Consider the following 25,624-nt stretch of genomic DNA (forward strand, 5'->3'; position numbering starts at 1 on the left):
ACAGACCGTGAAGCCAGTCCTGGTGCCGACGAACGACGTCAACAGCGAGCACGGCATCGTGGTGACCTGGTTCGTCGACGACCGTGACAAGGTCGAGTCGGGCGCGCTGCTGGTCGAGGTCGAGACCAGCAAGGCGGTGCTGGAGGTCTACGCGCCCGAGGCCGGCATCGTGCTGCACCTCGCCCGCAAGGGCCAGGAGCTGGCGCTGACCGAGCCGGTGGCGATGCTCTTCGAGGGCGTGTCGGAGCTGCAGGCGTACTCCGACAAGCTGGCCGCCGAGGCCGAGGCCCGATCGGCCGCGCCCACGCAGGTCCGGGCCACGGTCAAGGCCATCGCGCGGGCGGAGGAGCTGGGCGTCGACCTGTCCACGTTCGACGGTTCCCGGCTGCTCACGGTCAAGGACGTGGAGGCGGCCGCGGCCGTGCCGGTCACCGTGGACTACTCCGCGATGCCGGCCCCGCTGGCCGCGGAGCCGGGCGTGGCCCGCATCCTGGTCATCGGCGGCGCGGGCGGCGCGACCCAGGTCATCGACATCTTCAGCAAGGTGCCCACCCAGCAGGCGGTGGCCATCCTCGACGACGACTCCGGCCGCTGGGGCGGGGACGTGCACGGGGTGCCGGTCGTCGGCGGCACCGACCGGCTGGCCGAGCTGTTCGCCGCGGGCGCGTGCGAGGCCGCCATCATCGCGATCGGGACATCGGTGGACATCCGCGCCCGATTCCGCAAGATTTGCGCCGAGGCGGGCATTCCGCTCGCCAATGCGATCGACCCGACCGCGAAGATCGCCACCGACGTGGAAATCGGTCAGGGCAACATCATCTGCGCGTTCTGCCATCTCGGCACCGGCGTGCGCATGGGGGACAACAATTTCCTGTCCGCGTACAACTCCTTCGACCACCACAGCGTGGTCGGATCCGACAATGCGACCGGGCCGTCCTGCGTCGCGTCGGGCAAGGTGACCCTGCGGGACCGGATCCGGCTCGGCACCGGCATCTTCCTGGAGCCGAACGTCGAGCTCGGGGACGGTGTCCAGGTGGCGTCGGGGTCGGTGATCGTCACGTCGGTGCCCGCCGACCACGCCGTCAAGACGAAGATCGTCACCACCACCGTCGTGCCCCGCCGCACCTGACGCGAGCGTAAGGGCGCCGACACGGCCGGTCAGCGGTGAATGGGCCGTCCGGCTGTTTCTGTCGGACATTGATCTGGAAGATGCTGGACTGCAGGCCATCTGCTTTAATGCGATGAATTCTTGCCTTGTGGCACAGGGAACGTAAGCTCCCGAACGAGTCCTGGGATGCTGCGGATGATGCTGACGTCGTTACGGAAATAGGGCGAAGACATGAGGTCTCGGTTCATAACCGGCTTAGCCGCGGCGGTGGTCGTCGCCGCGGTGGCGTGCGTACCGTCCGCGGGAAATGCTGCGACATTCGACCCCTGCGGGGCGGGGTCCAACCCGATCACCTGTGAGAACTCGAAGACCGGGTCGCCGATCGAGGACTGGTACTCGGAGAACTCCTGGGGCGACATCGAGGGCTTCACCACCAAGGAGAGCGTGCAGCCCGGCGAGACCCTGCAGGCCAAGGTGAACTCGCCCGCCTCGACGTTCCGGGTGTCGATCTACCGGCTCGGCTACTACGGCGGCCTCGGCGCCCGCAAGATGCCGACCTCGCCGACGACGATCTACGCCCAGAAGACCCAGGACCCGTGCCTGCACGACTCCGGCACCGGGCTGGTCGACTGCGGCAACTGGACCACCAACGTCACCTGGACCGTCCCGTCGGACGCGGTCTCGGGCGTCTACCTGCTCATGCTGGACCAGACGGACAACAACGGGTTCATGCCCTACCCGTTCGTCGTGACCAACAACTCGAGCCACTCCGACATCCTGGTGCAGACCTCGGACCAGACCTGGCAGGCCTACAACGACTGGGGCGGCCAGAACCTCTACCAGGGCGGCGGCCCGGCCCTCGACGGCCGTGCGTACAAGGTGAGCTACAACCGGCCCCTGCGCACCGCCGGCGACAACGGCGTCTTCTCCTCCGAGTTCCCGATGATCCAGTTCCTGGAGCGCAACGGGTACAACGTGAGCTACGCGTCGTCCATCGACGTGTCGAACAACGCCGCGATGCTGCTGCAGCACAAGGTCTTCATGTCCTCCGGGCACGACGAGTACTGGAACCAGAAGCAGTGGGACAACGTCACCGCGGCCAAGGCCGCCGGGGTCAACCTGGCGTTCTTCAGCGGTAACGAGGTCTTCTGGCGCACCCGCTTCGAGCCGTCCATCTCCACCGGTGCGGCCGCCGACCGGACGCTGGTCTGCTACAAGGAGACCAAGCTCAGCCAGTCGCCGCCGAACGGCACCGCCGACCCGAGCGGCCAGTGGACCGGCACCTGGGTCGACACCGACGGCGCGGGCAAGGGCGGCAACAAGCCGCCGAACCAGCTGACCGGCACCCTGTTCACGGTCAACGGCTACCGGCAGGACGCGATCACCGTCCCGGCGGCCTACAAGGACCTGCGGCTGTGGCGCGGCATCCCGGCCATCAACAACCTGCAGGCCGGTCAGGTCTCCACGCTCGCGGCCGGCTCGCTGGGCTACGAGTGGGACTCGGACAAGGAGAACGCCGTCCGCCCGGCGGGCGCCGTCGCGTTCTCCTCGACCACGCTGAACCTCACCGACGGCACACTGCTGCTCGACCAGGACCACGGCAACAACTACGGCAACGGCGTCGAGACGCACAGCCTGATGATGTACCGCGACCCGACCTCCAAGGCCCTGGTCTTCGGGGCCGGCACGGTGCAGTGGGCGTGGGGCCTGGCCGCCTTCCACTCGGGGCCGACCAGCGTCGAGGACAAGAAGATGCAGCAGGCCACGGTGAACCTGCTGGCCGACATGAGCTCGCAGCCGCTGACCCTGATGGCCGGGCTCAACCTGGCCGCCAAGTCCACCGACACCACCGGCCCGAACGTGACCATCACGTCCCCGGCCTCCGGCGCCAACGTGCCGGCGGCGAGCCCGGTCAACATCACCGGCACGGCCGCCGAGGTCGGCGGCGGGCAGCTCGGCCGGGTCGAGATCTCCACCGACGGCGGCACCACCTGGGCCAAGGCCAACGGCCTGGGCACCTGGAGCTACACCTGGACGCCGGGTGCGCCGGGCGCGGCCACCATCAAGGTCCGGGCCTCGGACGACAGCCTGAACCTCGGTGCGGTCGCGAGCCTCTCGGTGACCGTCGGCTCGCAGCAGTGCCCCTGCAGCACCTACCCGGCCAGCACGGTGCCGACGAACGTCGACTCCTTCGACTCCGGTCCGAACGAGCTCGGCGTGAAGTTCCGGGTGCCGACGGCGAGCCAGGTGCTGGGCGTCAAGTTCTACAAGTCCGCCGCCAACACCGGCACGCACCTGGGCAAGCTCTGGTCCTCCAGCGGCCAGCTGCTGGCGCAGGGCGAGTTCAGCGGTGAGTCGGCCACGGGCTGGCAGACGATGACGTTCGCGAACCCGGTGCCGGTCGCGCCGAACACCACGTACATCGTGTCGTACTACACGCCGACCGGGCGCTACTCCTACGACAGCGCCTACTTCGCCACCAAGGGCGCCGGCCAGGCCGCGATCACGCAGCTGAAGTCCGGTGTGGACGGTCCGAACGGCGTGTACAAGTACGGCGGCGGCTTCCCGAACCAGAGCTGGAACGACACCAACTACTGGGTCGACGCCATCGTCACCACCGCCGGGGCGACCTCGAACCCGCCAACGGTCACGGCCCGCACGCCCGCCGCGAACGCGACGGACGCCGGCCTGAACACCGCCGTGACGGCGACGTTCAGCCAGGCCCTCAACCCGTCGGCGATCCAGTTCACGCTCACCACCGGCGGCAGCACCAACGTCCCGGGGGTGGTCAGCTACAACGCCACCACCAAGACGGCGACGCTGCAGCCGACCGGGGTGCTGTCCCCGTCGACGACCTACCAGGCCTCCGTGCAGGCGACCGATGCGTTCGGCAACGCGATGCTCGCGCCGTCGGTGTGGTCGTTCACCACGGGCGGCAGCGGCCAGGTGAGCTGCCCGTGCTCGCTGTGGAACGACACCACGGTGCCGGCCAACGCGAGCGCCAGCGAGGTCGCCTCGCTGGAGCTGGGCATGCGGTTCACCTCGGCCGTGGACGGCAAGATCACCGGCGTCCGGTTCTACAAGAGCGCCGAGAACACCGGCCCGCACAGCGGCACGCTGTGGTCGAACACCGGCCAGCAGCTCGCGACGGGCACGTTCGAGAACGAGACCGCCTCCGGGTGGCAGACCATGACGTTCTCGACGCCGGTGTCGATCACCGCCAATACGCCGTACGTGGTCTCGTACCACACGACGGTCGGGCATTACGCCTACAACAGCGGATTCTTCGGGCAGCCGATGCAGAACTACCCGCTGACCGGTGTATCCGAGAACAACGGCCTGTTCCGGCAGAGCAACGACGTCGTGTTCCCGACGAACACCTGGAATGCGACCAACTACTGGGTTGATGTGATCTTCACGACCCCGTGAGACGATGAAATGGCCCGCATCCGCGAGGGGTGCGGGCCATTTCTCGTGTAGCGACGGCAATTCACGCGGCATTAAGGTGGCAGATGAGTTCGGTCAGTGTGGTCATTCCGTGTTACAAATACGGCCATTACCTCGCCGACTGCGTGAGCAGCGTCCTGGACACCAACCCGGGCCTCGACATCCGGGTGCTGATCATCGATGACTGCTCCCCGGACGACTCGGCCGACAAGGCGCGCGCGATCGCGGCGGCCGACTCGCGGGTCGAGGTACGGGTGCACGAGCAGAACATGCGGCACACCCGCACGTACAACGAGGGCCTGATGGACTGGGCCGACGGCGACTACTCGGTGCTGCTCTCGGCCGACGACATGCTCACCCCGGGCGCGCTCACCCGGGCCGTGGCCCTGCTGGACGCCAACCCGAACGTCGGCTTCGTCTACGGGCACCCGGTGCACTTCCAGCACCCCGGACCGCCCCCGCCGGCCCGCACCGAGGACCGCGGCACCACCGTGTGGCCCGGCCACTGGTGGCTGGAGCGGCGCTTCCGCGAGGGCACCGGCTGCATCACCTCGCCCGAGGTGGTGGTCCGCACCTCGCTGCAGCACAAGGTCGGCGGCTACGACCTCGACCTGCCGGCCGCCGGCGACATCGAGATGTGGATGCGGCTGGCCGCCCACGCCGACGTCGGCTACGTGCGCGCGGATCAGGCCTTCTACCGCCTGCACGGCGACAACATGTCGCTCACGGACTACGCCGGGCAGCTCAACGACCTGTACGAGCGCAAGGCGGCCTACGAGGCGGTCCTGACCAAGTGCGGCGACCTGCTGCCGAACAAGGCCGAGCTGGACGCCATGGTGCACCGGCGGCTGGCCCGCTACGCGCTGCGGCGGGTGGTGCGGGCCTACGACCGCGGCCGCACCGCGACCGTGCCGATGGACGAGCTGCTCGCGTTCGCGGCCGACTGCTGGCCGGACTACAAGGAGCTGCCGGAGTACCGCGGGCTGAAGATCCGGCGGCAGATCGGGCCGCAGGCGATGCCGTACCTGCAGCCGCTGGTCCTGTCGGCCGTCGCCAACAAGGGCCGCGAGTGGCTGTGGTGGCAGTCCTGGAAGCGCCGCGGCATCTGAGCCTGCAGCGAGAAGCGCCCCTTGTGTGCAGTACACAAGGGGCGCTTCTGCTTTGTCAGGAGGTCAGTTCCCAGGGGGTCCAGTAGCTGTCGGGGTTCACCACGTAGTCGACGGTCGGCTCCGGGATGTGCTCGACCCGGTTGCGCCGGCCGAAGCGGTAGATGAGCTCCCAGTCCTCCTTCGGCGCGACCGCCTTGTTCCGCCGCAGCCGGCTGTAGTGCAGGTCCGGGATGCGCCGGGCGACGAACGGGTTCGGGTCGAAGAAGCAGCGTTCCCACGCGAGCTTGCGGTCGTACGGCACCGAAAGGATGTCCCGGACGCTCCCGTCGGGCAGCAGCCGGCGCATGGCGGTGTAGACCGCGTCCGGCCGGTCCCCGTCGCTCTCCGGGCCGTCCAGCCGGTCCAGCGCCACCTGCAGGTGGTTGGGCTGCCAGGTGTTGTCGTCGTCCAGGAACGCGACGAACCGCGAGTCGGTGAGCCGGATGCCGATGTTGCGCCCGACGCCGGGGACGTTGATGTTGTGCCGGATGCTGACCGCGTGCAGGCGCGGGTCGGCCGGCAGCGCGGGCAGGCCGCCGCCGTCGTCGACGACGATGACGACCTGGTCGCGCACGGTCTGGGCGAGCACCGACTCGACCGCCAGCAGCAGCCGCTCGGGGCGCTTGTAGGTCAGCACCACGGTCGCCACCCGGGCCTTGGGGCGCTGCCCGCCCGGCAGCGTGGCCACCAGCCGGCGCACCTCGGCGTCCTCGAACCGGCGCAGGGCGAGGGCCGTGTGGCCCAGCACCACCTTGTTGCGCATCTCCTCCAGCGGCATCCACCCGAACCGGGCCCGCAGCCGTCGTTTGACCATACGGATCACTGTGGGGTCTCCCCTAGGGAACCTTGACCTCCGGCCCGGCGGCCGTGAGGATCAGCGGGTCGGAGGCCGGAGCCGGCTCCGTGGGCTGCTGGGGCCTGGTGCGCAGGCTGCGCACGAGCGGCCAGACGAACGGCAGGTAGACCACGGTGCCCGCCACACCGGCCAGCGCGAGCCCGACGAACCCGTTGCCGATGGCGCGGTGCACGCCCCACGCGGCCAGGCCCATGGCGATGCCGCCGAGGGCGGGCATCAGGCAGGCGCGCAGCACGCCGCCGGTGCGGATGCCCATCCGGTGCAGCACGAACAGGAACACCGGGGCGACCAGGACGCCCGCCACGAGCGCCTGGCCGGCCGCCACGCCGTCGATGCCCCACACGTGGGCGAACCAGATCAGGATCGGGATCAGCGCGAAGAGCCACCAGCCCTGCATGAGCATCAGCGTCTCGCGGCGGCGGGCGGCGATGCCGTCGTAGGCCAGCTCCACGGTCACGCGGACGAAGCCGAGCACGACCAGCCACTGCAGCGCCACCGCGGCACCGCCCCACTGGTCGCCGTAGACGAACCGGATGACCGGGTAGGCGAGCACGCCGAGCAGCACGCACATCGGCACCGAGGCGGCCACGACCAGGGACAGGGCCCGGGTGAAGCCGGCCGCGAACGCGTCGGGGGAGTCGGCCAGCCGGGAGAAGCCGGCGAACGAGACGCGCCGGGCCGTCTCCGAGACCATCCGCACCGGCCAGCTCGACATGTTGAAGGCCATCGCGTACAGGCCCAGGGCGGCCGGGCCGAGGATCGAGCCGACGACGACCGAGTCGAGGTTCACGATGCCCAGCGTCAGCAGGCTGGCGGCGGCCAGGGGGAGGCCGAAGCGGTACAACTTCCCGGCCAGCTGCCGGTCCCAGCCGAACTTCAGCATGCCCGGCGCGGCCAGCGAGAAGCCGACCAGCGCGACGATGTTGCCGGCCAGCGAGCCCCACGCGAAGGCGAGCGCGCCGACGTGCATCGCGGCGAGCACGATGGTCACGGCCGTGTTCACCACGAAGTTGAGGATGTCGACGATCGTGCGCCAGAACTGCTCGAAGTCGCGGTTGAGCTTGGCCAGGGGCACGCAGGCGATGCCGTCGATGATGACGCTCAGGCACAGCAGGCGCAGCATCATCGTGGCGTCCGGCGAGCCCAGCAGGCGGGCCACGGTCGGCGCCGTGACGTACAGCAAAACGTAGAACGCCGTGCTGGAGGCGGTCGAGAGGGTCAGCACCGTCGGCGCGAACCGCTTGATGTCGCCTTCCCAGCGCACCAGCGCGAGGCTCACGCCCATCTCGTTGAGCGACAGCAGCATCGCCAGCACCAGCAGGCCGACGGCGTAGAGGCCCCACTCGGTCGGGCCGAAGAAGAGCCGCGCGAGCACCACGCCGCTGGCGAAGGTGCCGACGCGGCGCACGATGGTGTTGATCAGGCTCCAGCGGGTCGCCGCCGCGACCTTCCGGTTCAGCTCCGTCACAGCGACGGTTCTCCCCTCAGCATCTGGTCCTGGCGGGCCATGCCGAGGTACGCCCCGGAGAGTCCCATCATCAGGAATGACAGCCCGGCGACCATCGGGAAGCTGAGCGTGTCGAAGGTCGCGGTGACCACGAGCATGACGAAACCGACGGCGACGAAGCCCTGCCCCGTCTCCCGCTTCGCCGGGTCGGCGAAGCGCCGGCGACCCGCGGCGCCGCAATGGAAGCACACGATGTAGACGAGCACCACGGCGGCCACGCCCAGGATGCCCATCTCGACCAGCGCGAGCAGGTACTCGTTGTCCGTGTACCGGTACATCAGGGGCAGGAAGGTGCCGTAGCCCCGGCCGGTCCACGGGCGTTCCTCGAAGTACTGCGAGATGACCGCCGACGTCGCCTCGCGCGAGTTCGTGCTGTTGTCGCCGCCGTTGAGGAACGCCGAGAAGAGCCCGATCAGCGTGCCCAGCAGGCCCGGCAGGGCGACGCTGGCGGCACCGACGCCGACGGTCAGCGCGGCCATCGTCGGCCCCAGCCGCTTCGCGGGCCAGGTCGGCAGCAGGGTCAGGAAGACGATGACGACGCCGATGACCGAGGTCCGGGAGACCGTCATCACGGCCGAGAGCGCGATGATCGCGACCGGCAGCCAGTTGCGGATGACGCCCTTGCGGACCGGGTTGAACCCCTGTTGCAGGGCGAAGGGCAGGGCGAGGGCCATGACCGTGGCCAGTTCGAGGGAGTGCGCGGCGGTCGCCGTCGGGCGCACGAAGTCACCGCGGGTCACCAGTTCGGCACTGCCGCCACCGCCGGACAGACCAGGCAGCACCATCCACGCGGTCAGGCTGGTCTTGGTCAGGAACTCGAGGATCGCCACGAGGCCGATGAGGGCGGCGCAGCGGACGAGCAGGCGCAGCAGGCGGTCCAGGTCGGCGTACTCGCGCAGGGAGGTGGCCAGCAGCACCAGCGGGAACCAGGCCAGCAGCTGGATCAGGCCCCGGTCGCCCGCGCTGGACTCCAGGGCCGAGCTGTCCCGGCGGGCCGCGGCGATGTAGCTCAGCAGCACAGCCACCGCGAAGACGAACATCGCGACGCGCGGTAATCGGGTGTACCGGGCCGGCGTGATCCGCCGCATCAGCCAGCTGACGCCGTACCAGACCAGGGCGGTCAGGATGAAGACGTTGGCGATGGTGCCGGTGGCGCCCAGGCCGGGCAGGACGATCCGGGCCGGCAGGCACAACAACAGGACAATGTAGACGGACAGCGCGAAGGCCGGCCCGCGCCGGGGCGCCGCGCGCCGCGACGTGTAGATCGAGCCGAGGCGGCGCAGCACGGACGGCTGGGCGGCCCCACGCGCGACGGGCGTCGAGCCCGATTGGTTCGACGGCGGGACGACAGCGACCACTTCAGCGGGAGCCCCGGCGCCCGTTGGCCGAGCCCTTGTCGCCGGTGGGCTTGACGGGCATCTTGAGCACGACCGTCTGGTCGGTCTCCTCGACCCGCTCGATCAGCTCGGTCTTGCCGCCCTTGTCCATGTCGAGCACGACCGTCGAGTCGAGCGGCACCTCCGACCACACCACCTGGATCGGGGCGGGGCGCGAGGACGGCGGCGACAGCGTGGTCACGGTGGCCGAGGCCGAGGCGGGCAGCGCCGGGCGGGCCACGCGGTCGGGCTCGGTCAGGGTGCCCGTGCTCGACTTCGGCTCCCCGGACTGGCGGCGGGCCTTGTTGCGGCTCACGCTCTCCATCACGAAGGTCACCAGCAGGGTCAGCGCGATCATGCCGCCGGTCGCGGCCAGCACGATCTCGATCTTCTTCTTGGCCTTCGTCTCCGGCGTCTGCGGCGGGACGATCTCGGTCATCCGGATCATGTCCTGCGTCTTGACGCCGTTCTGCTGCTGGATCGCGGTCAGCCGCTCGTTGGCGAACTTGGCCAGCGTGGCCGTCGAGCGCAGCACGTGCGCCTTGTCCGAGCCGGTGACCGTGAAGGTGAGGAACGGGCCCTGGGCGCCGTCGGCCAGCGCGACCGCGTACTTCTCCGTGACCCCCTGCCGCTTGAGCTCCTCCACCGAGTCGGTGGACTGCAGGCTGCGGCCGAGGAAGTCGGCGGTCGCGATCAGCGACGAGTCGAACGTCATGAAGGGGTTGTCGTTGCCCTTGGTGGCCACTTCCGTCTTCATGGACGAGCTCAGCAGGCTCACCGTCGTGTACGACTCGTAGGTGTTGGGCACCACGAAGAACGCGGTCACGCCCAGTCCCAGCGCCAACACGAACATCGGCACGACGACCAGCCAGCGCTTGCGAAGTACCCGAAGGATCTCGCCGAGGTCCATGGCCCCTCCAAGTCCCTTCAGGACGCGTGGTGATGGGCGCAGTGGCCCCGAATTGCAGACATGGGGTGGCGTCCCGCGCTCGCCCACACGCTATACGGCCCGTAGGCGCGTCGGCCACCCCACGATGAGTCGGGTTCTGTGCTCCTTGGCGCGCCGGGTCGCCATCATGTCACCATTGGCCGCACTTGGGTAGCGTTCGCGAGTCGGAGGAGGTGCCGGGACGTGTTCTTCAACGACGTCCTCCGCGCGCTGGGCCGGCGGTGGCCGTTCGTGGTCGTCGGCTTCGTCCTGACCGGAGCGCTCGGGTACCAGGCCGCCCACGTCGCCCCGACCTACCTGGCGTCGGAGATTCTCGTGGTGAAGTACCCGATTTCGGAGGATTCGCCGAACCCGCTGACCGGGCTGAACCCGTCCATCGCGGTCACCGCCGCGGCCGTCGCGACGAGCCTGCAGACGGCGGACTACGCGGAGGAGTTCCGCCGGGCCGGGGTGACCGGCAAGTACAGCTTCGAGCCGCGCAACACCGGCACCAACCAGGAACCGCGGTACGTCATCTCGTCGCTGGCGGTGACCAACACCACCGACAGCGAGCAGGGCAGCCTGCGGGCGCTGGACATCCTGAGCCAGGCGTTCGTCGACAAGCTCACGGAACTGCAGGACCGCTGGAACGTGCGGCAGGACCTGCGCTTCATCGTCTCGACGCTGGTGCCGCCGAGCACGACCGAGCTGTCCTACTCGTCCCAGCGGGCCCTGATCGGCTCGGCGCTGCTGGGCGGGCTGGCCACGCTCGCGGTGCCGCTGTGGATCGACGAGATCCTCCAGCGGCGCCGCCGCGGGAAGGCCGCCGGCGAACCGGCGCTGGAACCCGCTCAGGCCTGAGCCTCGCGCAACCGCCCGTCCGCCTCGACGTACTCCACCCCGGTCTGCGGGCACACGAAGCGCCCGTCGTCCTTGGCCTCCAGGCGCACCCCGGCCCGGCCGACCCAGCCGATGCGGCGGGCGGGCACCCCGGCCACGAGCGCGAAGTCGGGCACGTCGTGCACGACCACGGCCCCGGCCGCGACGAGCGCCCAGCGCCCGATCGTCACCGGCGCCACGCACACCGCGCGGGCCCCGATCGCGGCGCCGTCGCCGATGACCACGCCGACCGCCTCCCAGTCCTCGCCCGTCTTGAGCCGGCCCTCCGGGGTGACCGCGCGCGGGTAGGTGTCGTTGGTCAGCACCGCCGCCGGGCCGAGGAAGACCCCGTCGCCCAGCACCGCCGGCTCGTAGGCCAGGGCGTAGTTCTGCAGCTTCACGTTGTCGCCGAGCCGCACGCCGGGGCCCACGTAGGCGCCGCGGCCGATGATGCAGTCGCGGCCGAGCCGCGCGTCCTCGCGGATCTGGGCCAGGTGCCACACGGTCGTCCCGGCGCCGATCTCGGCCCGCTCGTCGACGTCGGCGCTGTCCATCACCCGGACCGGCTTCACGTTCTCGTCCATCGGGCCACCCTCGTGTTCTCGAAAATGGGGCATCGTACCGTCCGCGCCTTTCCGGCGGAGGTAAACATCCGGGGCCGGCATTCGGTTGTAAGAAACGCGACACCTCGGCACCTGACCGGCCCATTGCCTTCGCCGTACGAGTCCGAAAGCGTACAGCCGTATTCTCATGTCTCAACGGCGGAACGAGGCGATCCGAATCATGGCAAGCGCGCGGCCACAGATCGCCATTCTCGTGGCCAATCTGCCCGCGGAGCGTGACCGTCGCGTCATCCGCGAATGTCTGAGTCTCGAAGCCAATGGTTTCGACGTGACCGTGATCGCCCCGAAGGGCGACCCGGCGCTGAAGATCCTGCCGGGCAGCCGGGGCACGCGCCTCAAGCCGTATCCGGTCAAGGTGTACGGCAGCGGCGTCGTCACGTTCGCGGTCGAGTTCGTGTGGTCGTTCCTGTGCATCGCGTGGCGGCTCCTCGGCGAGGTCCTCGCCGGGCGGGCGCACGCCGTGCAGGTCTGCAACCCGCCGGACATCTACTGGCCGCTGGCCCTCGTGTTCCGCGCGATGGGCCGGCCCTGGGTGTTCGACCACCACGACCTGTGCCCCGAGATCTACGCCACCCGCTCGGGGGCGCCGGTCGGCGCGGTCTACCAGACGCTCGTCGCCATGGAGTGGCTCACGCTGCGCACGGCGACCGCGGTCTTCGCCACCAACGAGTCCTACCGCGACAACGCGCTCGCCCGCGGCGTGCGGCCGGCGAAGGTGACCGTGGTGCGCAACGGCCCGAGCGCCGGCGAGATCAAGCCGGTCGACCCGGGCGCCGCGCCGGAGCCGCAGGACGAGCACACGATCGTCTATCTCGGCGTGCTCGGCCCACAGGACAATGTGGAGGGTGCGGTCCTGGCCGCCGACGAGCTGACCCGGCTGCGCCCGCGCAACGACTGGCGGATGGTCATCGCCGGCGACGGCGAGAGCCTGCCCGCGCTGACCAAGCTGGCGGCCGACCGCGGCCTCGGCGGTGTGGTCGAGTTCACCGGCTGGCTCGAGGGCCCGGCGATCGACGCGCTGCTGCGCAAGGCGACCGTGGCCATCCAGCCCGACCTGCCGACGCGGATGAACAACCTCTCGACGATGGCCAAGACGGTGGAGTACCTCGGGCGCGGGGTCCCGGTCGTCGCGGCCGACCTCATCGAGACGCGGCGCAGCGCGGGCGAGGCCGCGGAGTACGTCGAGCACGGCACCGCGCACGAGTACGCGACGGCCATCAACGGGCTGCTCGACGACCCGGCCGGGCGGCAGAAGATGCGCGAGGTCGGGCTGGCCCGCTTCGCCGACGAGCTGTCCTGGGAGCACCAGAGCCGCGCGTATGTCGCGGTGTGGCACCGGCTGCTGGCCAAGCGGCTGCGCCGGAGCGTGGGCACGAATGGCTGAGGAAGTCCTGAACGTCCTGTTCCACGGGATCGGCAAGCCGGAACGGGAGCTGGAGCCGGGCGAGGACGTCTACTGGGTCGACGAGGACACGTTCCTGCGCGTCCTGGACGACCTGGTGGCGGCCGAGGCGGCGGGCGCCCTGCCGGCGCTGCGGCTCAGCTTCGACGACAGCAACACGTCGGACCTCACGATCGGCCTGCCGGCGCTGCTGGAGCGCGGGCTGACCGCCGATTTCTTCGTGCTGGCCGGGCGGCTGCGCTCGGCCGGCAGCCTGGACGCCGACGCGGTGCGCGAGCTGCGGGACAAGGGCATGGGCATCGGTACCCACGGCATGCACCACCACCCGTGGCGCGGGCTTGCCGAGGCCGCCCGCCGGGACGAGTTCGTGCACGCCCGCGAGCGGCTCGCCGAGGTGGTCGGGGCGCCGGTCGACCGGGCCGCCTGCCCGCTCGGCCAGTACGACCGCGCGTGCCTCACGGAGCTGCGCCGGCTCGGCTACACCGAGGTGTTCACCAGCGACCGCCGGTACGCCCGCCAGGGCCGCTGGCTGCAGCCCCGGTTCAGCATCCGCAACGGCGACACCGTCGAGTCGTTCCGGGCCCAGATCGCGGCCAGCCGCACGCCGGCCCGACGGACCCGCAACGCGCTGGCCGGGACGGTCAAGCGCCTTCGATGACCACCGGGGCCGGCGGTTGCTCGCCCGGAGCGGGTTTCGAAGCCGCCGGGTGTACCGTCCAGGGCCCCGGCGTCTCCCGCAGCCGCGCCGGGCTCAGCAGGGCCCGGGTGGCCAGGCGGCTCTGCGGCTTGCCCGTCACCGCGCGGCTCGCCTCGCGTATCAGCAGCACGGTCCAGTAGGCGCCCGCGCTCACGGCCGAGTGCCGCCGCCGGTACAGCCGGACGCGGTTCGTCGTGAGCAGTGCCCACAGCCGCGGCGAGACCCGCGAGTCGCCCTCCAGGTGCACCGCCCGGGCCGCCGGGTTGTAGCGGGTGGCGAAGCCGGCGTCGCGGGCGCGCAGGGCGAAGTCGGTCTCCTCGGAGTAGAGGAAGTACGACTCGTCCCAGGGCGCGCAGCGCTGCCAGCACTCGGCGCTGATGAGCAGCGTGGACCCCTCGGCCCAGTCGGCGACGTTCTCCCGCTCGTACTGCCGGTCGTCGGTGACGACCTCGCCGAGCACCGGGATCCGGCCGGCCCGGCGGGCGCCCATGACCGCGTCGCCGAGGATGCGCGGGACCGACGGCTCGCGGCGCAGGGTCGGGATGAGCGTGCCGTCGCCGTTCTCCAGGCGCGGCACGGCCAGCCCGGTGCCGGGCGTGCGCAGGGTCTCCAGCAGCGTGCCGATGCAGCCCTTCGCCAGCCGCACGTCCGGGTTGAGCACCAGGATGGCGGTGTGCGGACGGGCCGCCGCCACCGCCGCGTTGATGCCCGCCGCGTAGCCCGCGTTCCGGTTCATCTGCACGATGGTGGCCTCGGGCGCGAGGGTTTTGAGGGCTTCGACGGTACCGTCGGCGCTCGCATTGTCAGCGACCGTCAGATGCCACGCGACGCCGTCCAGCCCGGGCCCGAGCGACGCCAGCAGGTCCGGCAGCAGCCGCTCGCTGTTGTACGTCACCACCACGACCGCGACGCATGCGTCGTTGGTCACTTCCTCGCTGGTCACTTCGTCTCCCTGCCTCATCGACCGGCCAGCCGGGACTTCACCATGCGCAGGACCTTGCCGGTGCGGCCGCTGCGCAGGGCGTCGCCGACCTTGCCGGACTTCACGGAGCGGGTCAGCGCCTCCTGCGCCTTGCGCGCCGAGGTCACCGACCAGGACCGGCCGACCCGGCCCGCGGCCACCGGAAGCTCGTTGTTGCGCAGCCGCTCCTTGTACTGCGCGTGCGACTTGCCCAGGTCGATGTGGCCGATCCCGTCCTTGGCCCCGGCCTCGGCCATGCGCAGGCAGAGCAGGATGCCGGCCGAGTACTTGTGCAGGTCGGTGTCGTAGGAGGGGAACCAGTAGGCGAGCACCGACTCGCTGCGCAGCCCGAGGTGGGCCGCGACCGGCCGGTCGCCCGCGTAGATGGTGGAGACGACGGCCCGGCAGCCCGGCGCGTCCGAGGTCATCAGGTCGTCGATGACGTCGCGGATCCACGGGGTGTTGAACCGGTCGTACTGCTGCGTCCGCTTGTACTGCGCCGACTTCCACTCCCGCAGCGCGTCGAACGCGGCCGGGCTCTCGTCCTGCCAGACGAAGCGCTCCTCGCCGAGGTCGCGCACCATGCCCCGCTGCTTGCGGTTGGCCTGGCGGACCACGTCGCCGGCCTTCATCCGGTCGGCCAGGTAGTCCTCGTACCCGCCGGCCAGGTCCATGATCGGCGAACCGGTCGTTTCCGTGTGATACGGGGCGAACGGCGCCTGGTCGCCCATCAGGTGGTCGAACTCCCAGACGGGCAGGCCGCACGCGCGCAGCAGGGCGATCGGATCCCAGTCCAGGCCCTTGGCGTGCACCAGGCCCTGGCAGTCGGAGATGCCGTAGCCGATCGGCACCCCGATGACCCGCCGGCGCACCTCGTAGGGGAAGAAGCCGACGATCTCCTGGCCGTCCTCCAGCACCGCGACCCGCGCGGCGGGCCGCACCCGGGCGACCGCGAGCGTGAACTCGGGGGAGAGGAACGGGCTGTTCAGGGCCGGTTCGGCCTGCTGCAGGCCGCGCCATCGGTCGAGTTCCGCCGGGCCGAGCTCAGGCGCTCGGACCACCGAGATCTTCACCAGTGTCTTCTCCCAACATCGCTTCGCGCGGCGCGTCGTCCGGGGCGCGTTCATCCTGCCGGTCCGGCGCGCGATGCCGAAACCGTCTCAGGTGTCGGCTATGCGCACCGGACGGCCACCGTTCGCCGTCATTGGACGGGTGGCAGACTAGCGTCTCGTGATGCTCTACGACTGCAGCGTGCTCGCCGAGCGCGAGCGTGGGATTGCCGCCGCGATCGAGGCCGTCGGCCGCGGGGACCTCGTCGTCATGCCGACCGACACCGTCTACGGCATCGGTGCCGACGCGTTCAAGACGTGGTCGGTCACCGCGCTCAACAACGCCAAGGGCCGCACGACGCCGGTGCCGGTGCTGGTCGGGTCCCGGCACACGCTCGACGGGCTGGTGTTCGGCCTGCCCCAGGCCGCCCGCGACCTGGTCGACGCGTTCTGGCCGGGCGCGCTGACCATCGTGGTCGAGCACGCGCCGAGCCTGCAGTGGGACCTGGGCAGCAACGACGGTACCGTCGCGGTCCGGATGCCCCTGCACCCCATCGCGCTGGAGGTGCTGCGCGAGACCGGCCCGATGGCCGTCTCCTCGGCCAACAAGCACGGGCAGCCGCCGGCCGAGACCGCCGCCGAGGCCCGCGACCAGCTCGGCTACTCGGTCAGCGTGTACCTGGAGGGCGGCCCCTGCCCCGAGCCGGTGGCCAGCACGATCATCTCGGTCGTCGGCGGCGAGCACCGGGTGCTGCGCGCGGGCGCCATCCCGCTGGAGAAGCTGCGCGAGGTCGTCCCCGACCTCATCGCCCTCGAGGCCTGATGGCGCCGTTCAGCGTCCTGTGCGTCTGCATGGGCAACATCTGCCGGTCGCCGATGGCCGAGCGGCTGCTCGTGGCCGACGCGCTCGCGCTCGGGGGCGACGCCGGCCAGCTGTACGTGCACGGCGCCGGCACCGGCGGCTGGCACGCGGGCGAGCCGATGGACGCCCAGGCGGCCCGGCAGGTGCTGGCCCGGGGCGGCACGGTCGACGGGTTCAAGGCGCGCAAGCTGCTGGGCGAGCACGTCGACGGGTCCGACCTGGTGCTGACCGCGACGATCGAGCAGGTCGACTTCGTGGTGGCGCTGCGCCCGGACGCGGCCGCGCGCACGTTCGTCTTCGGCGAGTTCGGGCGGCTGATCCGCGACGTGCGGCTGCCGGACGGGCTGGCCGGCGCGTACGAGCGCGGGGTGGCCCTGGTCGAGGCGGCCGACCGGGCCCGGGCGGGGCAGCCGGCCCGGCCCGCGGACGAGCTGGACGACCCGTGGGGCCGCGCGGACGCGTACTTCAGCCGGGTCGCCGACGAGATCCACGCTACGACGCGGCCGCTCGCGCGGGCCTTGTTTCCGGCTCCCTGACGGCTGCGCGGGCGATGTTGCGGGCCATCCGGCCGAAGACCAGGCCGTGGAGGGGCGCGACCGAGCGCCAGTAGGCGTGCCCGGCCAGGCCGCGCGGGACGAACACGAGGACCTGCTCGTAGACGGTGCGCCCGGCCTCGTCGGCCGCGGCCCGCAGCTCCAGCCACGCGCGCCCGGGCAGTTTCATCTCCGCCCGCAGCCGCAGCAGCTCGCCCGGGACGATCTCCTCGACCCGCCAGAAGTCGACGGCCTCCCCGGCGTACAGCCGGTGCTGGTCCCGCCGCCCCCGGCGCTGCCCGGCCCCGCCGAAGAGCCGGTCGATGCCGCCGCGCAGGGCCCAGGCCAGGCGGGAGGAGTACCAGCCGCGCTCCCCGCCGATCGACTCGATGACCCGCCAGAGCTGCTCCGGGGTGGCCGGGGTGTAGTGCGCCCGCTCGTCGCGGTAGGCGCTGCCGCCGGACCAGGCCGGGTCGCTCGGGAGCGGGTCGCTCGGGGCGCCCAGCGGCGTCGCGCCCGACCAGCGGGTCTCCACGTCGGCGGCGCGGACGCGGCGCAGGGCGAGCGTGACGGCGGTGTCGAAGCCGGTCAGCCCGTCGTGCGGGTCGGGGACGTACCGCGCGATGTCGTGCTCGGTGCAGACCGCCTCGTGGATCAGGCTGTCCACGAGGGGCCGGGCGATCCGGTTGGGCACCGGGGTGACCAGGCCGACCCAGTACGACGACAGGCGCGGGGACAGGGCGCGCACCGGGACGAGGAGCCGGCGGCGGAGGTGGGCGATGCGGGCGTACCGCTGCATCAGCTCGGCATAGGTGAGCACGTCCGGCCCGCCGATGTCGAAGGCCCGGTTGACCGGCGGCGGGAAGACGGTGGCGGCGGCGACGAGATAGCGCAGCACGTCGCGGATGGCGATCGGCTGGACCCGGTTGCGGACCCACTTCGGCGTGACCATGGCGGGCAGGCGCTCGGTGAGGTACCGCAGCATCTCGAACGACGCCGACCCCGAACCGATGATGACCGCGGCCCGCAGGACCGTGGCCGGGACCGCGCAGCGCAGGAAGATGTCGCCGACCTCGCCGCGGGAGCGCAGGTGCGCGGAGGCCTTTCCGGAAGGCACGGGCCCGCCGAGGTACACGATCCGCTCCACCCCGGCCCGCTCGCACGCGATGGCGAAGTTGAGCGCGCTGAGCCGGTCGACGTCCTCGAAGGACTCCTGACCCAGGGCGTGCACCAGGTAGTAGGCCACCTCGACGCCCTCCATCGCGGCGGCCAGGCCGGCGTCCTCCGCGACGTCACCCTCCGCGACGTCGACCCGGGCGGCCCAGGGCACGTCGCGCAGCCGCCGCGCGTCGCGGGTCAGGCAGCGCACCTCGTGCCCGGCCGCCAGCAGGCGCGGCACCAGGCGGCCGCCGACGTATCCGGTCGCGCCGGTCACCAGACATCGCATGACTTCATGCTTACCCTGCGCAATCGGCCCCTAGACTCATTTCATGGGCGACACCTACTGGGGGCCCGACTTCGACGCGCTGCGGGGCACCGATCCCGAGATCGCCGACGTCGTCCTCGACGAGCTCGCGCGCCTGCGCGGCGGGCTCCAGTTGATCGCAAGCGAGAACCTCACCTCGCCGGCCGTGCTCGCGGTGCTCGGCTCGACGCTCACCAACAAGTACGCCGAGGGCTACCCGGGCCGGCGCTACTACGGCGGCTGCGCCGAGATCGACCGGGCCGAGACCCTCGGCATCGAGCGGGCCCGGGCCCTCTTCGGCGCCGAGCACGCCAACCTGCAGCCGCACAGCGGGGCGAGCGCGAACCTGGCCGCGTACGCCGCGCTGCTGATGCCCGGCGACACCGTGCTCGCCATGGAACTGCCGCACGGCGGGCACCTGACCCACGGCAGCAAGGTCAACTTCTCCGGCAAGTGGTTCGACACGGTGGGCTACCCGGTGCGCAAGGAGGACGAGCTCATCGACTACGACGAGGTCCGCGACCTCGCGCTGGCCCACCGGCCGAAGCTGATCATCTGCGGCGCCACCGCGTACCCCCGGCTGATCGACTTCGCCCGCTTCCGCGAGATCGCCGACGAGGTCGGGGCCTACCTGATGGTCGACGCGGCCCACTTCATCGGCCTGGTCGCGGGCGGGGCCATCCCGTCGCCGGTGCCCTTCGCCGACGTGGTCTGCGCGACCACGCACAAGGTGCTGCGCGGCCCCCGCGGCGGCATGATCCTGTGCCGGGAGCGGCTGGCCCAGCGCATCGACAAGGCGGTGTTCCCGTTCACCCAGGGCGGCCCGCTCATGCACGCCGTCGCGGCCAAGGCGGTCGCGCTCAAGGAGGCGGCCCAGCCCGCGTACGCCGACTACGCCCGCCAGGTGGTGGCCAACGCGCGGGCGCTGGCCGCCGGGCTGGAAGGGGAGGGGATGCGCCCGGTCTCCGGCGGCACCGACACCCACCTGGCCCTCGTCGACCTGCGCGGGCTGCAGATCACCGGCCGGGACGCGGAGGAGCGCTGCGACGCCAGCGGCATCACGCTGAACAAGAACGCCATCCCCTTCGACCCGGAGAAGCCGATGACCGCCTCCGGCATCCGGGTCGGCACCCCGTCGGTCACCACGCAGGGCATGAAGGAGCCGGAGATGCTGGAGATCGCGGCGCTCATCTCGGCCGCGGTGCGCGGCAAGGCGGTGGGGGATCAGGTGCGGGAGCTCACCGCGGCGTTCCCCGCGTATCCTTCGTCTCGATGATGAAGCGGCTGAACCACCTCCCCGCCCAGCTCCTCGCCATGGCGATCGTGCTGGTCGTGACCGTGCCGATCGCGCTGTGGCGGGACGGCTGGACGGGCGTGGCCGGCGACGCGGCCGGGGTCGCGCTGGTCACCGTGAGCTACGTGGTCTCCAGCCTGGTCATCGCCTGGACCGACCTGAAGGCGCGGCACCTGCTGCTGCCGGTGGCGATGGCGACCTACGTCATCAAGTTCACGTTCATCGGCCTGGCCATGTGGGCCGCCCTGAACACGGAGTGGGCCGGGCTGCCCTGGATGGGCGTCGCGGTGATCGTGGCCGTCATCGCCTGGATGACCGCGCACGCGGTGTGGGTGTGGCGGGCCAAGATCCCCTACGTCGAGATCCAGTAGTCAGCGGCAGGGATTGCGGCGCTCGGCCCCGAGCGCCGCGCCGGTTCGGCCGCCGTTCACCGACCATTCCGCCGCTGTTCGATATGTGCCCGGCTGGCAGGCCGCGGCGACCTGACGGGTCCGCCGGTCCGCGGGCACGGAGCGCAACGTCTCGCCCTTGCTCGCGGCAAAGGTCTGCTCAGCGACCGTTTTCCATCCCGCATCGGTACTGCGCTGCAGCCGGACGGTCAGCGCCAGGCGATCCGGGCCGGGTGAGTCGCAGTGGTACTGCGCGCCGGCGACGAGGTTTCCATCACGCAGCGTCACGCGCTGTGGTGATATGGAGCACAGCGTCCCCGTGATCCCGCCGACGGGACGGGGTGTCTGGTCGCGGCCGGTCTTCGTCACCACGACGGCCGCGAGGATCAGGAAGAATGCGATGACGGCGTTGCGCAAGGTCACCACCCGAGCACCGAAGGTTATGCTGAGCTCTCAGCTAACCCTCAGGGGGTGACCGTGCGCAACATTCACTCACGCGTCAGTCGTGTAGATGACCCTCCGCGACGGCTATGAGTAGTAGCGTTGACGTCCGCCGGTTGATGGCCCCGGCCCGATGAGCGAACCCCCGCGCGAGAAGCACGCGGGGGTCGATGCACGGGTGCTCCCGGCAGGCTGATATGGTCCTCGCGTCATGGCGAGTAACCAGACACCCAAGCAGTCCGGTTCGGAAGGCGCCAACACGGGTTGGGCCGCCGTCGGATACCTCATCTCGGGCATCGCCGTATGGGGATTCGTCGGCTGGCTCGTCGACCGTTGGCTCGGCTGGGACGGATACGCAACCGGAGCAGGATGCGTGATGGGCGCGGCCCTCGGTATCTACCTGGTAGTCAAGAAGCTGGGCGCCTGAGGCCCCCGGTGCATACATATACATCGAGAGGAACGTGGTGAGCGCTCAGGTTCTGGCGGAGGTGCCCTTCCCGCCCAGCGTGGACGACATCTACCCGCCCGCGCTGTTCGGCGGTCCGGAGTGGCTTACCAAGTTCAGCCTGTTCCTGTGGCTGGCGGCCGCGATCGTGATCGTCTTCTTCCTGATCGCCTACCGCAGCCCGAAGATCGTGCCGACGAAGGGCCAGTGGCTCGCCGAGAGCATCTACGGGTTCGTGCGCGAGGGCGTGGCCAAGGACGTCATCGGCCACCACGGCCTCAAGTTCGCGCCCTACCTGGCCAGCCTGTTCCTGTTCATCCTGGTCGGCAACGTCTTCTCGATCGTGCCGTTCATCCAGGTCTCGCCGATGGCCCACATCGCCTTCCCGCTGATGCTGGCGCTGTGCACCTACTTCCTGTACCTGTACCAGGGCTTCAAGAAGCACGGCTTCGTCGGCTACCTCAAGCACGCGACGGTCCTGCCGGCCCCGTGGTTCATGCAGCCCCTGCTGCTGCCGATCGAGGCCCTGCAGACGTTCATCCTGCAGCCGCTCACGCTGGCGCTGCGACTCTTCGCCAACATGTTCGCCGGGCACATGCTGCTGCTGGTGTTCACGCTCGGCGGCTTCGCACTGCTCAACGCGGACAGCCTGTTCCTCAAGCCGATCTCGCTGGTCTCCTGGGTGATGACGATCCTGCTCACGTTCTTCGAGCTGCTGATCGCCGCCCTGCAGGCCTACGTCTTCACGCTGCTGACGGCGAACTACCTCGCCGGCACCCTGGCCGACGAGCACTGAGTCGCCCCGACACTTCGTTTCAACCCCCGCTTCGGTCTTCGAAAGCGTTGTTGCTCCACCTTTTTCAGTTGTCCCGCGTGAAAGAAGTCACGCGAGATCCCAGGAGGATTCACAAATGGCTGCTCTGGCAGAGATCACCGGTTCGATGGCCGCGGTCGGTTACGGCCTCGCCGCGATCGGCCCTGGCATCGGCGTCGGCATCGTCTTCGCGTCGTACATCCAGTCGACCGCGCGTCAGCCCGAGTCGGCCGGTCTGACCCGTACCTACATGTTCCTCGGCTTCGCCGTGGTCGAGGCGCTGGCCCTGCTGGGTATCGCCTTCGGCTTCGTGTTCGGCAAGTAACCTCCCTTCGATCTAGCCGGGAGGTTTCCCATGCTGATTTACGCAGCAGAAGGCGAGCACAACCCGATCATCCCGATCTGGCAGGAGATCGTCGTCGGCCTCATCGCCTTCGGCATCCTCTGCTTCGTGCTCATGAAGTTCGTCTTCCCGCGCATGGAGGAGACCTTCCGCGCCCGGGTCGACGCGATCGAGGGCGGCATCAAGCGCGCCGAGGAGGCGCAGGCCGAGGCGAACCAGCTGCTCCAGCAGTACAAGGAGCAGCTGGCCGAGGCCCGCACCGAGGCGGCCCGCATCCGCGACGAGGCGCGCGCCGACGCGACGGGCATCCGCGAGGACATCCTCGCCAAGGCCCGCGAGGAGAGCGACCGCATCATCGCGGCGGGCCGCGAGGCCCTGCAGACCGAGCGGCAGACCATCGTCCGCCAGCTGCGCGCCGAGATCGGCTCGCTCGCGGTCGACCTGGCCGGTCGCATCGTCGGCGAGTCCCTCGAGGAGGAGGCCCGCCGCCGTGGCACGGTGGAGCGGTTCCTCGAGGAGATCGGCGACGGCGACGCGGCCGGTGCCGCCGGGCGGCGTTGATGGAAAACATCAACAAGGAGGCCTACGGGGCCGCGGCCGACAAGCTCGCCGAGTTCTCGGCGAGCGCTGACGTCACCGCGATCTCGACGGTCGCCGACGAGATCCTCGCCGTCGCGGACCTGCTGCGGCGCGAGCCGCGGCTGCGCCGGGCGCTGGCCGACCCGGCCCGCCAGGGCACCGACCGGGCCGAGCTGATCACCTCGCTGCTGTCGGGCAAGGTCGGCGGCCAGACCGTCGAGCTGCTCGCCACGCTGGTCACCGGGCGCTGGTCCGGGCCGGGCGCGCTGCTCGACGGCGTCGAGCAGCTCGGCGTCGAGGCCCTGCTCTCCGCGGCCGACCGCGGCGGGGACCTGGCCGACGTGGAGGACGAGCTCTTCCGCTTCAGCCAGATCGTCTCCGGCGACGTCCGCCTCGCGGGTGCGCTGGGCGACTCCACCGCCCCGGCCGCGGCCCGCACGGACCTGGTCGCGAGCCTGCTCGAGGGCAAGGCCAAGCCGGCCACGCTGAGCCTGGCCCGGCTGGCGGTCGCCGGCTTCGGCGGCCGCGGCTACGACAGCTCGCTGACCCGCCTGGTCGAGCTGGCCGCCGCGAAGCGGGACCGGTCGGTGGCCTACGTCACCACCGCCGTCGCGCTGACCGGCGCCGAGGAGCAGCGGCTCGCCGACCGTCTGGCCGAGCTGTACGGTCGGAATGTCTCCATCAAGGTGGACGTCGATCCGCGCATCATCGGAGGCGTGCGGGTCAAGGTCGGTTCCGACCTGTACGACGGCACGGTCGCCCGGCGTCTCGCCGAGGCGAAGACGGCGCTCTCGAAGTAATTACCCCGAAGCTTGATACTCCAGATAGAAGGTTGAGGATGGCCGAGCTGACCATCTCCTCGGACGACATTCGGGGCGCACTCGAGCGCTACGTGTCGTCCGTCGACGCAAAGGTCTCCCGCGAGGAGGTCGGCGTCGTTTCCTACGCCGGCGACGGTATCGCCCAGGTCGAGGGCCTCCCCTCGACGATGGCCAACGAACTGCTCGAGTTCGAGGACGGCACGCTCGGCGTCTCGCTCAACCTCGACGTCCGCGAGATCGGCGTCGTCGTCCTCGGCAAGTTCGAGGGCATCGAGGAGGGCCAGCAGGTCAAGCGGACCGGCCGAGTGCTCTCGGTCCCGGTCGGCGACGCCTTCCTGGGCCGCGTGGTCAACCCGCTGGGCCAGCCCATCGACGACCGCGGCGAGATCCCGAACGAGGGCTTCCGCGAGCTCGAGCTGCAGGCCCCGAACGTGATGGCCCGCCAGCCCGTCAAGGAGCCGCTGCAGACCGGCATCAAGGCGATCGACGCCATGACCGCCATCGGCCGCGGCCAGCGCCAGCTGATCATCGGCGACCGCAAGACCGGTAAGACCACGGTCGCGCTCGACACGATCATCAACCAGCGCGACAACTGGAAGTCGGGCGACCCGAAGCGGCAGGTGCGCTGCATCTACGTCGCGATCGGGCAGAAGGCGACCACCATCGCCGCGATCAAGGGCACCCTCGAAGAGCAGGGCGCGATGGAGTACACCACCATCGTGGCCTCCCCGGCGGACGACCCGGCCGGCTTCAAGTACCTCGCCCCCTACACCGGCTCGTCCATCGGGCAGCACTGGATGTACGGCGGCAAGCACGTCCTGATCGTGTTCGACGACCTCACCAAGCAGGCCGAGGCCTACCGCGCCGTGTCGCTGCTGCTGCGCCGCCCGCCGGGCCGCGAGGCGTACCCCGGTGACGTCTTCTACCTGCACTCGCGGCTGCTCGAGCGCTGCGCGAAGCTGTCCGAGGAGCTCGGCGGCGGCTCGATGACCGGCCTGCCGATCATCGAGACCAAGGCCAACGACATCTCGGCCTACATCCCGACCAACGTCATCTCCATCACCGACGGCCAGGTCTTCCTCGAGTCCGACCTGTTCAACCAGGGTGTGCGGCCGGCCATCAACGTCGGCACGTCGGTCTCCCGGGTGGGTGGCTCGGCCCAGGTCAAGGGCATGAAGGACGTCGCCGGCCGGCTGCGGCTGGACCTGGCGCAGTACCGCGAGCTCGAGGCGTTCTCCGCGTTCGCCTCGGACCTGGACAAGGCCTCCCGCGCCCAGCTGGACAAGGGTGCCCGCCTGGTCGAGCTGCTCAAGCAGCCGCAGTACTCGCCGTTCTCGGTCGAGGAGGAGATCGTCTCCGTGTGGGCCGGCACCACCGGCCAGCTGGACTCGATCGCCGTGGGCGACATCCGCCGCTTCGAGACCGAGTTCCTGCAGCACCTGCACTCCAGCCACAAGGAGCTGCTGGACGCGATCGCTTCGAGCAAGAAGCTCGAGCAGTCGACGATCGAGGGCCTGACCAAGGCGATCGACAACTTCAAGCAGGTCTTCTCGGGCAAGGGCGACGAGGTGTCGGTCAACGACGCACCGGCCAAGGCCCTCGAGGGGGAGCAGAAGCGCGAGACCGTGACCCGCCAGGTCCGGAAGTCGGGCTGACG

Annotated in this window: 25 protein-coding genes; 16 read left to right on the forward strand and 9 right to left on the reverse strand. The window is 70.5% G+C overall.

Annotation, left to right across the window (positions count from 1 at the left end; genetic code table 11):
- The first annotated feature begins 7 nt into the window (after positions 1–7).
- From ACQP00_RS06560 to ACQP00_RS06570, 3 genes are all read left to right on the forward strand, one after another.
- Positions 8–1,129 (forward strand): biotin/lipoyl-containing protein, encoded by a 1,122-nt coding sequence (locus tag ACQP00_RS06560; RefSeq protein ID WP_433215807.1) that lies wholly within the window; start codon positions 8–10, stop codon positions 1,127–1,129.
- 210 nt (positions 1,130–1,339) lie between these two features.
- On the forward strand, positions 1,340–4,537 hold the full coding sequence (locus ACQP00_RS06565) for a DUF4082 domain-containing protein (RefSeq protein ID WP_433215810.1): 3,198 nt from the start codon (positions 1,340–1,342) through the stop codon (positions 4,535–4,537).
- Between the two features lie 83 nt (positions 4,538–4,620).
- On the forward strand, positions 4,621–5,664 hold the full coding sequence (locus tag ACQP00_RS06570) for a glycosyltransferase family 2 protein (protein ID WP_433215813.1): 1,044 nt from the start codon (positions 4,621–4,623) through the stop codon (positions 5,662–5,664).
- Between the two features lie 55 nt (positions 5,665–5,719).
- On the opposite strand, the gene ACQP00_RS06575 is transcribed toward ACQP00_RS06570, so the two are convergent.
- The 4 genes from ACQP00_RS06575 to ACQP00_RS06590 are packed head-to-tail and all read right to left on the reverse strand — an operon-like array spanning position 5,720 to position 10,352.
- A complete protein-coding gene (locus tag ACQP00_RS06575) occupies positions 5,720–6,517 on the reverse strand; it encodes a glycosyltransferase family 2 protein (RefSeq protein ID WP_433215816.1) in 798 nt (265 codons plus the stop codon).
- Positions 6,518–6,539: 22 nt separating this feature from the next.
- Positions 6,540–8,027 (reverse strand): lipopolysaccharide biosynthesis protein, encoded by a 1,488-nt coding sequence (locus tag ACQP00_RS06580; RefSeq protein WP_433215819.1) that lies wholly within the window; start codon positions 8,025–8,027, stop codon positions 6,540–6,542.
- Positions 8,024–9,424, reverse strand: coding sequence for an O-antigen ligase family protein (locus tag ACQP00_RS06585; RefSeq protein ID WP_433215821.1), 1,401 nt, complete (start codon positions 9,422–9,424; stop codon positions 8,024–8,026). The genes ACQP00_RS06580 and ACQP00_RS06585 overlap by 4 nt, the downstream gene beginning before the upstream one ends.
- Before the next feature lies 1 nt (position 9,425).
- Positions 9,426–10,352, reverse strand: coding sequence for a Wzz/FepE/Etk N-terminal domain-containing protein (locus ACQP00_RS06590; RefSeq protein ID WP_433215824.1), 927 nt, complete (start codon positions 10,350–10,352; stop codon positions 9,426–9,428).
- Positions 10,353–10,574: 222 nt separating this feature from the next.
- On the opposite strand from ACQP00_RS06590, the gene ACQP00_RS06595 reads away from it, so the two are divergent.
- Positions 10,575–11,231 (forward strand): hypothetical protein, encoded by a 657-nt coding sequence (locus ACQP00_RS06595; RefSeq protein WP_433215827.1) that lies wholly within the window; start codon positions 10,575–10,577, stop codon positions 11,229–11,231.
- Here the strand turns inward: ACQP00_RS06595 and ACQP00_RS06600 are convergent.
- Complete coding sequence (locus ACQP00_RS06600) at positions 11,222–11,833, reverse strand: acyltransferase (RefSeq protein ID WP_433215829.1); 612 nt, start codon at positions 11,831–11,833, stop codon at positions 11,222–11,224. The genes ACQP00_RS06595 and ACQP00_RS06600 overlap by 10 nt on opposite strands.
- A 307-nt stretch (positions 11,834–12,140) precedes the next feature.
- On the opposite strand from ACQP00_RS06600, the gene ACQP00_RS06605 reads away from it, so the two are divergent.
- A complete protein-coding gene (locus tag ACQP00_RS06605) occupies positions 12,141–13,256 on the forward strand; it encodes a glycosyltransferase family 4 protein (protein ID WP_433215832.1) in 1,116 nt (371 codons plus the stop codon).
- The gene (locus tag ACQP00_RS06610; RefSeq protein WP_433215835.1) at positions 13,249–13,932 is read left to right on the forward strand and encodes a polysaccharide deacetylase family protein; all 684 of its coding nucleotides are present in this window, start codon (positions 13,249–13,251) and stop codon (positions 13,930–13,932) included. Before ACQP00_RS06605 ends, ACQP00_RS06610 begins: the two co-directional genes overlap by 8 nt.
- Here ACQP00_RS06610 and ACQP00_RS06615 read toward each other — a convergent pair.
- Together ACQP00_RS06615 and ACQP00_RS06620 are read right to left on the reverse strand one after the other, a co-directional pair.
- A complete protein-coding gene (locus tag ACQP00_RS06615) occupies positions 13,916–14,914 on the reverse strand; it encodes a glycosyltransferase (RefSeq protein ID WP_433215838.1) in 999 nt (332 codons plus the stop codon). The two genes, ACQP00_RS06610 and ACQP00_RS06615, sit on opposite strands and share 17 nt — an antisense overlap.
- Before the next feature lie 14 nt (positions 14,915–14,928).
- Positions 14,929–16,005 carry a GNAT family N-acetyltransferase gene (locus ACQP00_RS06620; protein ID WP_433215840.1) on the reverse strand — a complete coding sequence of 359 codons (1,077 nt, stop codon included), beginning with the start codon at positions 16,003–16,005 and terminating at the stop codon, positions 14,929–14,931.
- Positions 16,006–16,165: 160 nt separating this feature from the next.
- On the opposite strand from ACQP00_RS06620, the gene ACQP00_RS06625 reads away from it, so the two are divergent.
- Together ACQP00_RS06625 and ACQP00_RS06630 are read left to right on the forward strand one after the other, a co-directional pair.
- On the forward strand, positions 16,166–16,804 hold the full coding sequence (locus ACQP00_RS06625; protein ID WP_433215843.1) for an L-threonylcarbamoyladenylate synthase: 639 nt from the start codon (positions 16,166–16,168) through the stop codon (positions 16,802–16,804).
- Positions 16,804–17,379 (forward strand): phosphotyrosine protein phosphatase, encoded by a 576-nt coding sequence (locus tag ACQP00_RS06630; protein WP_433215846.1) that lies wholly within the window; start codon positions 16,804–16,806, stop codon positions 17,377–17,379. The genes ACQP00_RS06625 and ACQP00_RS06630 overlap by 1 nt, the downstream gene beginning before the upstream one ends.
- Here ACQP00_RS06630 and ACQP00_RS06635 read toward each other — a convergent pair.
- A complete protein-coding gene (locus tag ACQP00_RS06635; protein ID WP_433215849.1) occupies positions 17,336–18,823 on the reverse strand; it encodes an SDR family oxidoreductase in 1,488 nt (495 codons plus the stop codon). The genes ACQP00_RS06630 and ACQP00_RS06635 overlap by 44 nt on opposite strands.
- A gap of 43 nt (positions 18,824–18,866) precedes the next feature.
- Here ACQP00_RS06635 and glyA point away from each other — a divergent pair, with 43 nt between their 5' ends.
- On the forward strand, positions 18,867–20,117 hold the full coding sequence (gene glyA, locus ACQP00_RS06640; protein WP_433215852.1) for a serine hydroxymethyltransferase: 1,251 nt from the start codon (positions 18,867–18,869) through the stop codon (positions 20,115–20,117).
- On the forward strand, positions 20,114–20,506 hold the full coding sequence (locus ACQP00_RS06645; protein WP_433215855.1) for a hypothetical protein: 393 nt from the start codon (positions 20,114–20,116) through the stop codon (positions 20,504–20,506). The genes glyA and ACQP00_RS06645 overlap by 4 nt, the downstream gene beginning before the upstream one ends.
- On the opposite strand, the gene ACQP00_RS06650 is transcribed toward ACQP00_RS06645, so the two are convergent.
- Positions 20,507–20,950 (reverse strand): hypothetical protein, encoded by a 444-nt coding sequence (locus ACQP00_RS06650; RefSeq protein WP_433215858.1) that lies wholly within the window; start codon positions 20,948–20,950, stop codon positions 20,507–20,509.
- A 226-nt stretch (positions 20,951–21,176) separates the two neighbouring features.
- On the opposite strand from ACQP00_RS06650, the gene ACQP00_RS06655 reads away from it, so the two are divergent.
- From ACQP00_RS06655 to atpA, 6 genes are all read left to right on the forward strand, one after another.
- Entirely contained in the window at positions 21,177–21,392 is a 216-nt protein-coding gene (locus ACQP00_RS06655; protein WP_433057188.1) for an AtpZ/AtpI family protein, read from the forward strand.
- 37 nt (positions 21,393–21,429) lie between these two features.
- Positions 21,430–22,206 (forward strand): F0F1 ATP synthase subunit A, encoded by a 777-nt coding sequence (gene atpB / locus ACQP00_RS06660; protein ID WP_433215861.1) that lies wholly within the window; start codon positions 21,430–21,432, stop codon positions 22,204–22,206.
- Between the two features lie 115 nt (positions 22,207–22,321).
- Positions 22,322–22,549, forward strand: coding sequence for an ATP synthase F0 subunit C (atpE, locus tag ACQP00_RS06665; RefSeq protein WP_433057190.1), 228 nt, complete (start codon positions 22,322–22,324; stop codon positions 22,547–22,549).
- Between the two features lie 30 nt (positions 22,550–22,579).
- Positions 22,580–23,128, forward strand: a complete 549-nt coding sequence (locus tag ACQP00_RS06670; RefSeq protein ID WP_433215864.1) for a F0F1 ATP synthase subunit B — start codon at positions 22,580–22,582, stop codon at positions 23,126–23,128.
- Positions 23,125–23,946 (forward strand): F0F1 ATP synthase subunit delta, encoded by an 822-nt coding sequence (locus tag ACQP00_RS06675; protein WP_433215866.1) that lies wholly within the window; start codon positions 23,125–23,127, stop codon positions 23,944–23,946. Before ACQP00_RS06670 ends, ACQP00_RS06675 begins: the two co-directional genes overlap by 4 nt.
- 38 nt (positions 23,947–23,984) lie before the next feature.
- Complete coding sequence (gene atpA, locus ACQP00_RS06680) at positions 23,985–25,622, forward strand: F0F1 ATP synthase subunit alpha (protein ID WP_433215869.1); 1,638 nt, start codon at positions 23,985–23,987, stop codon at positions 25,620–25,622.
- The last annotated feature ends 2 nt before the right edge of the window (positions 25,623–25,624 follow it).

The organism is Dactylosporangium sp. CS-047395 (assembly GCF_050942185.1).
Lineage (GTDB): Bacteria > Actinomycetota > Actinomycetes > Mycobacteriales > Micromonosporaceae > Dactylosporangium.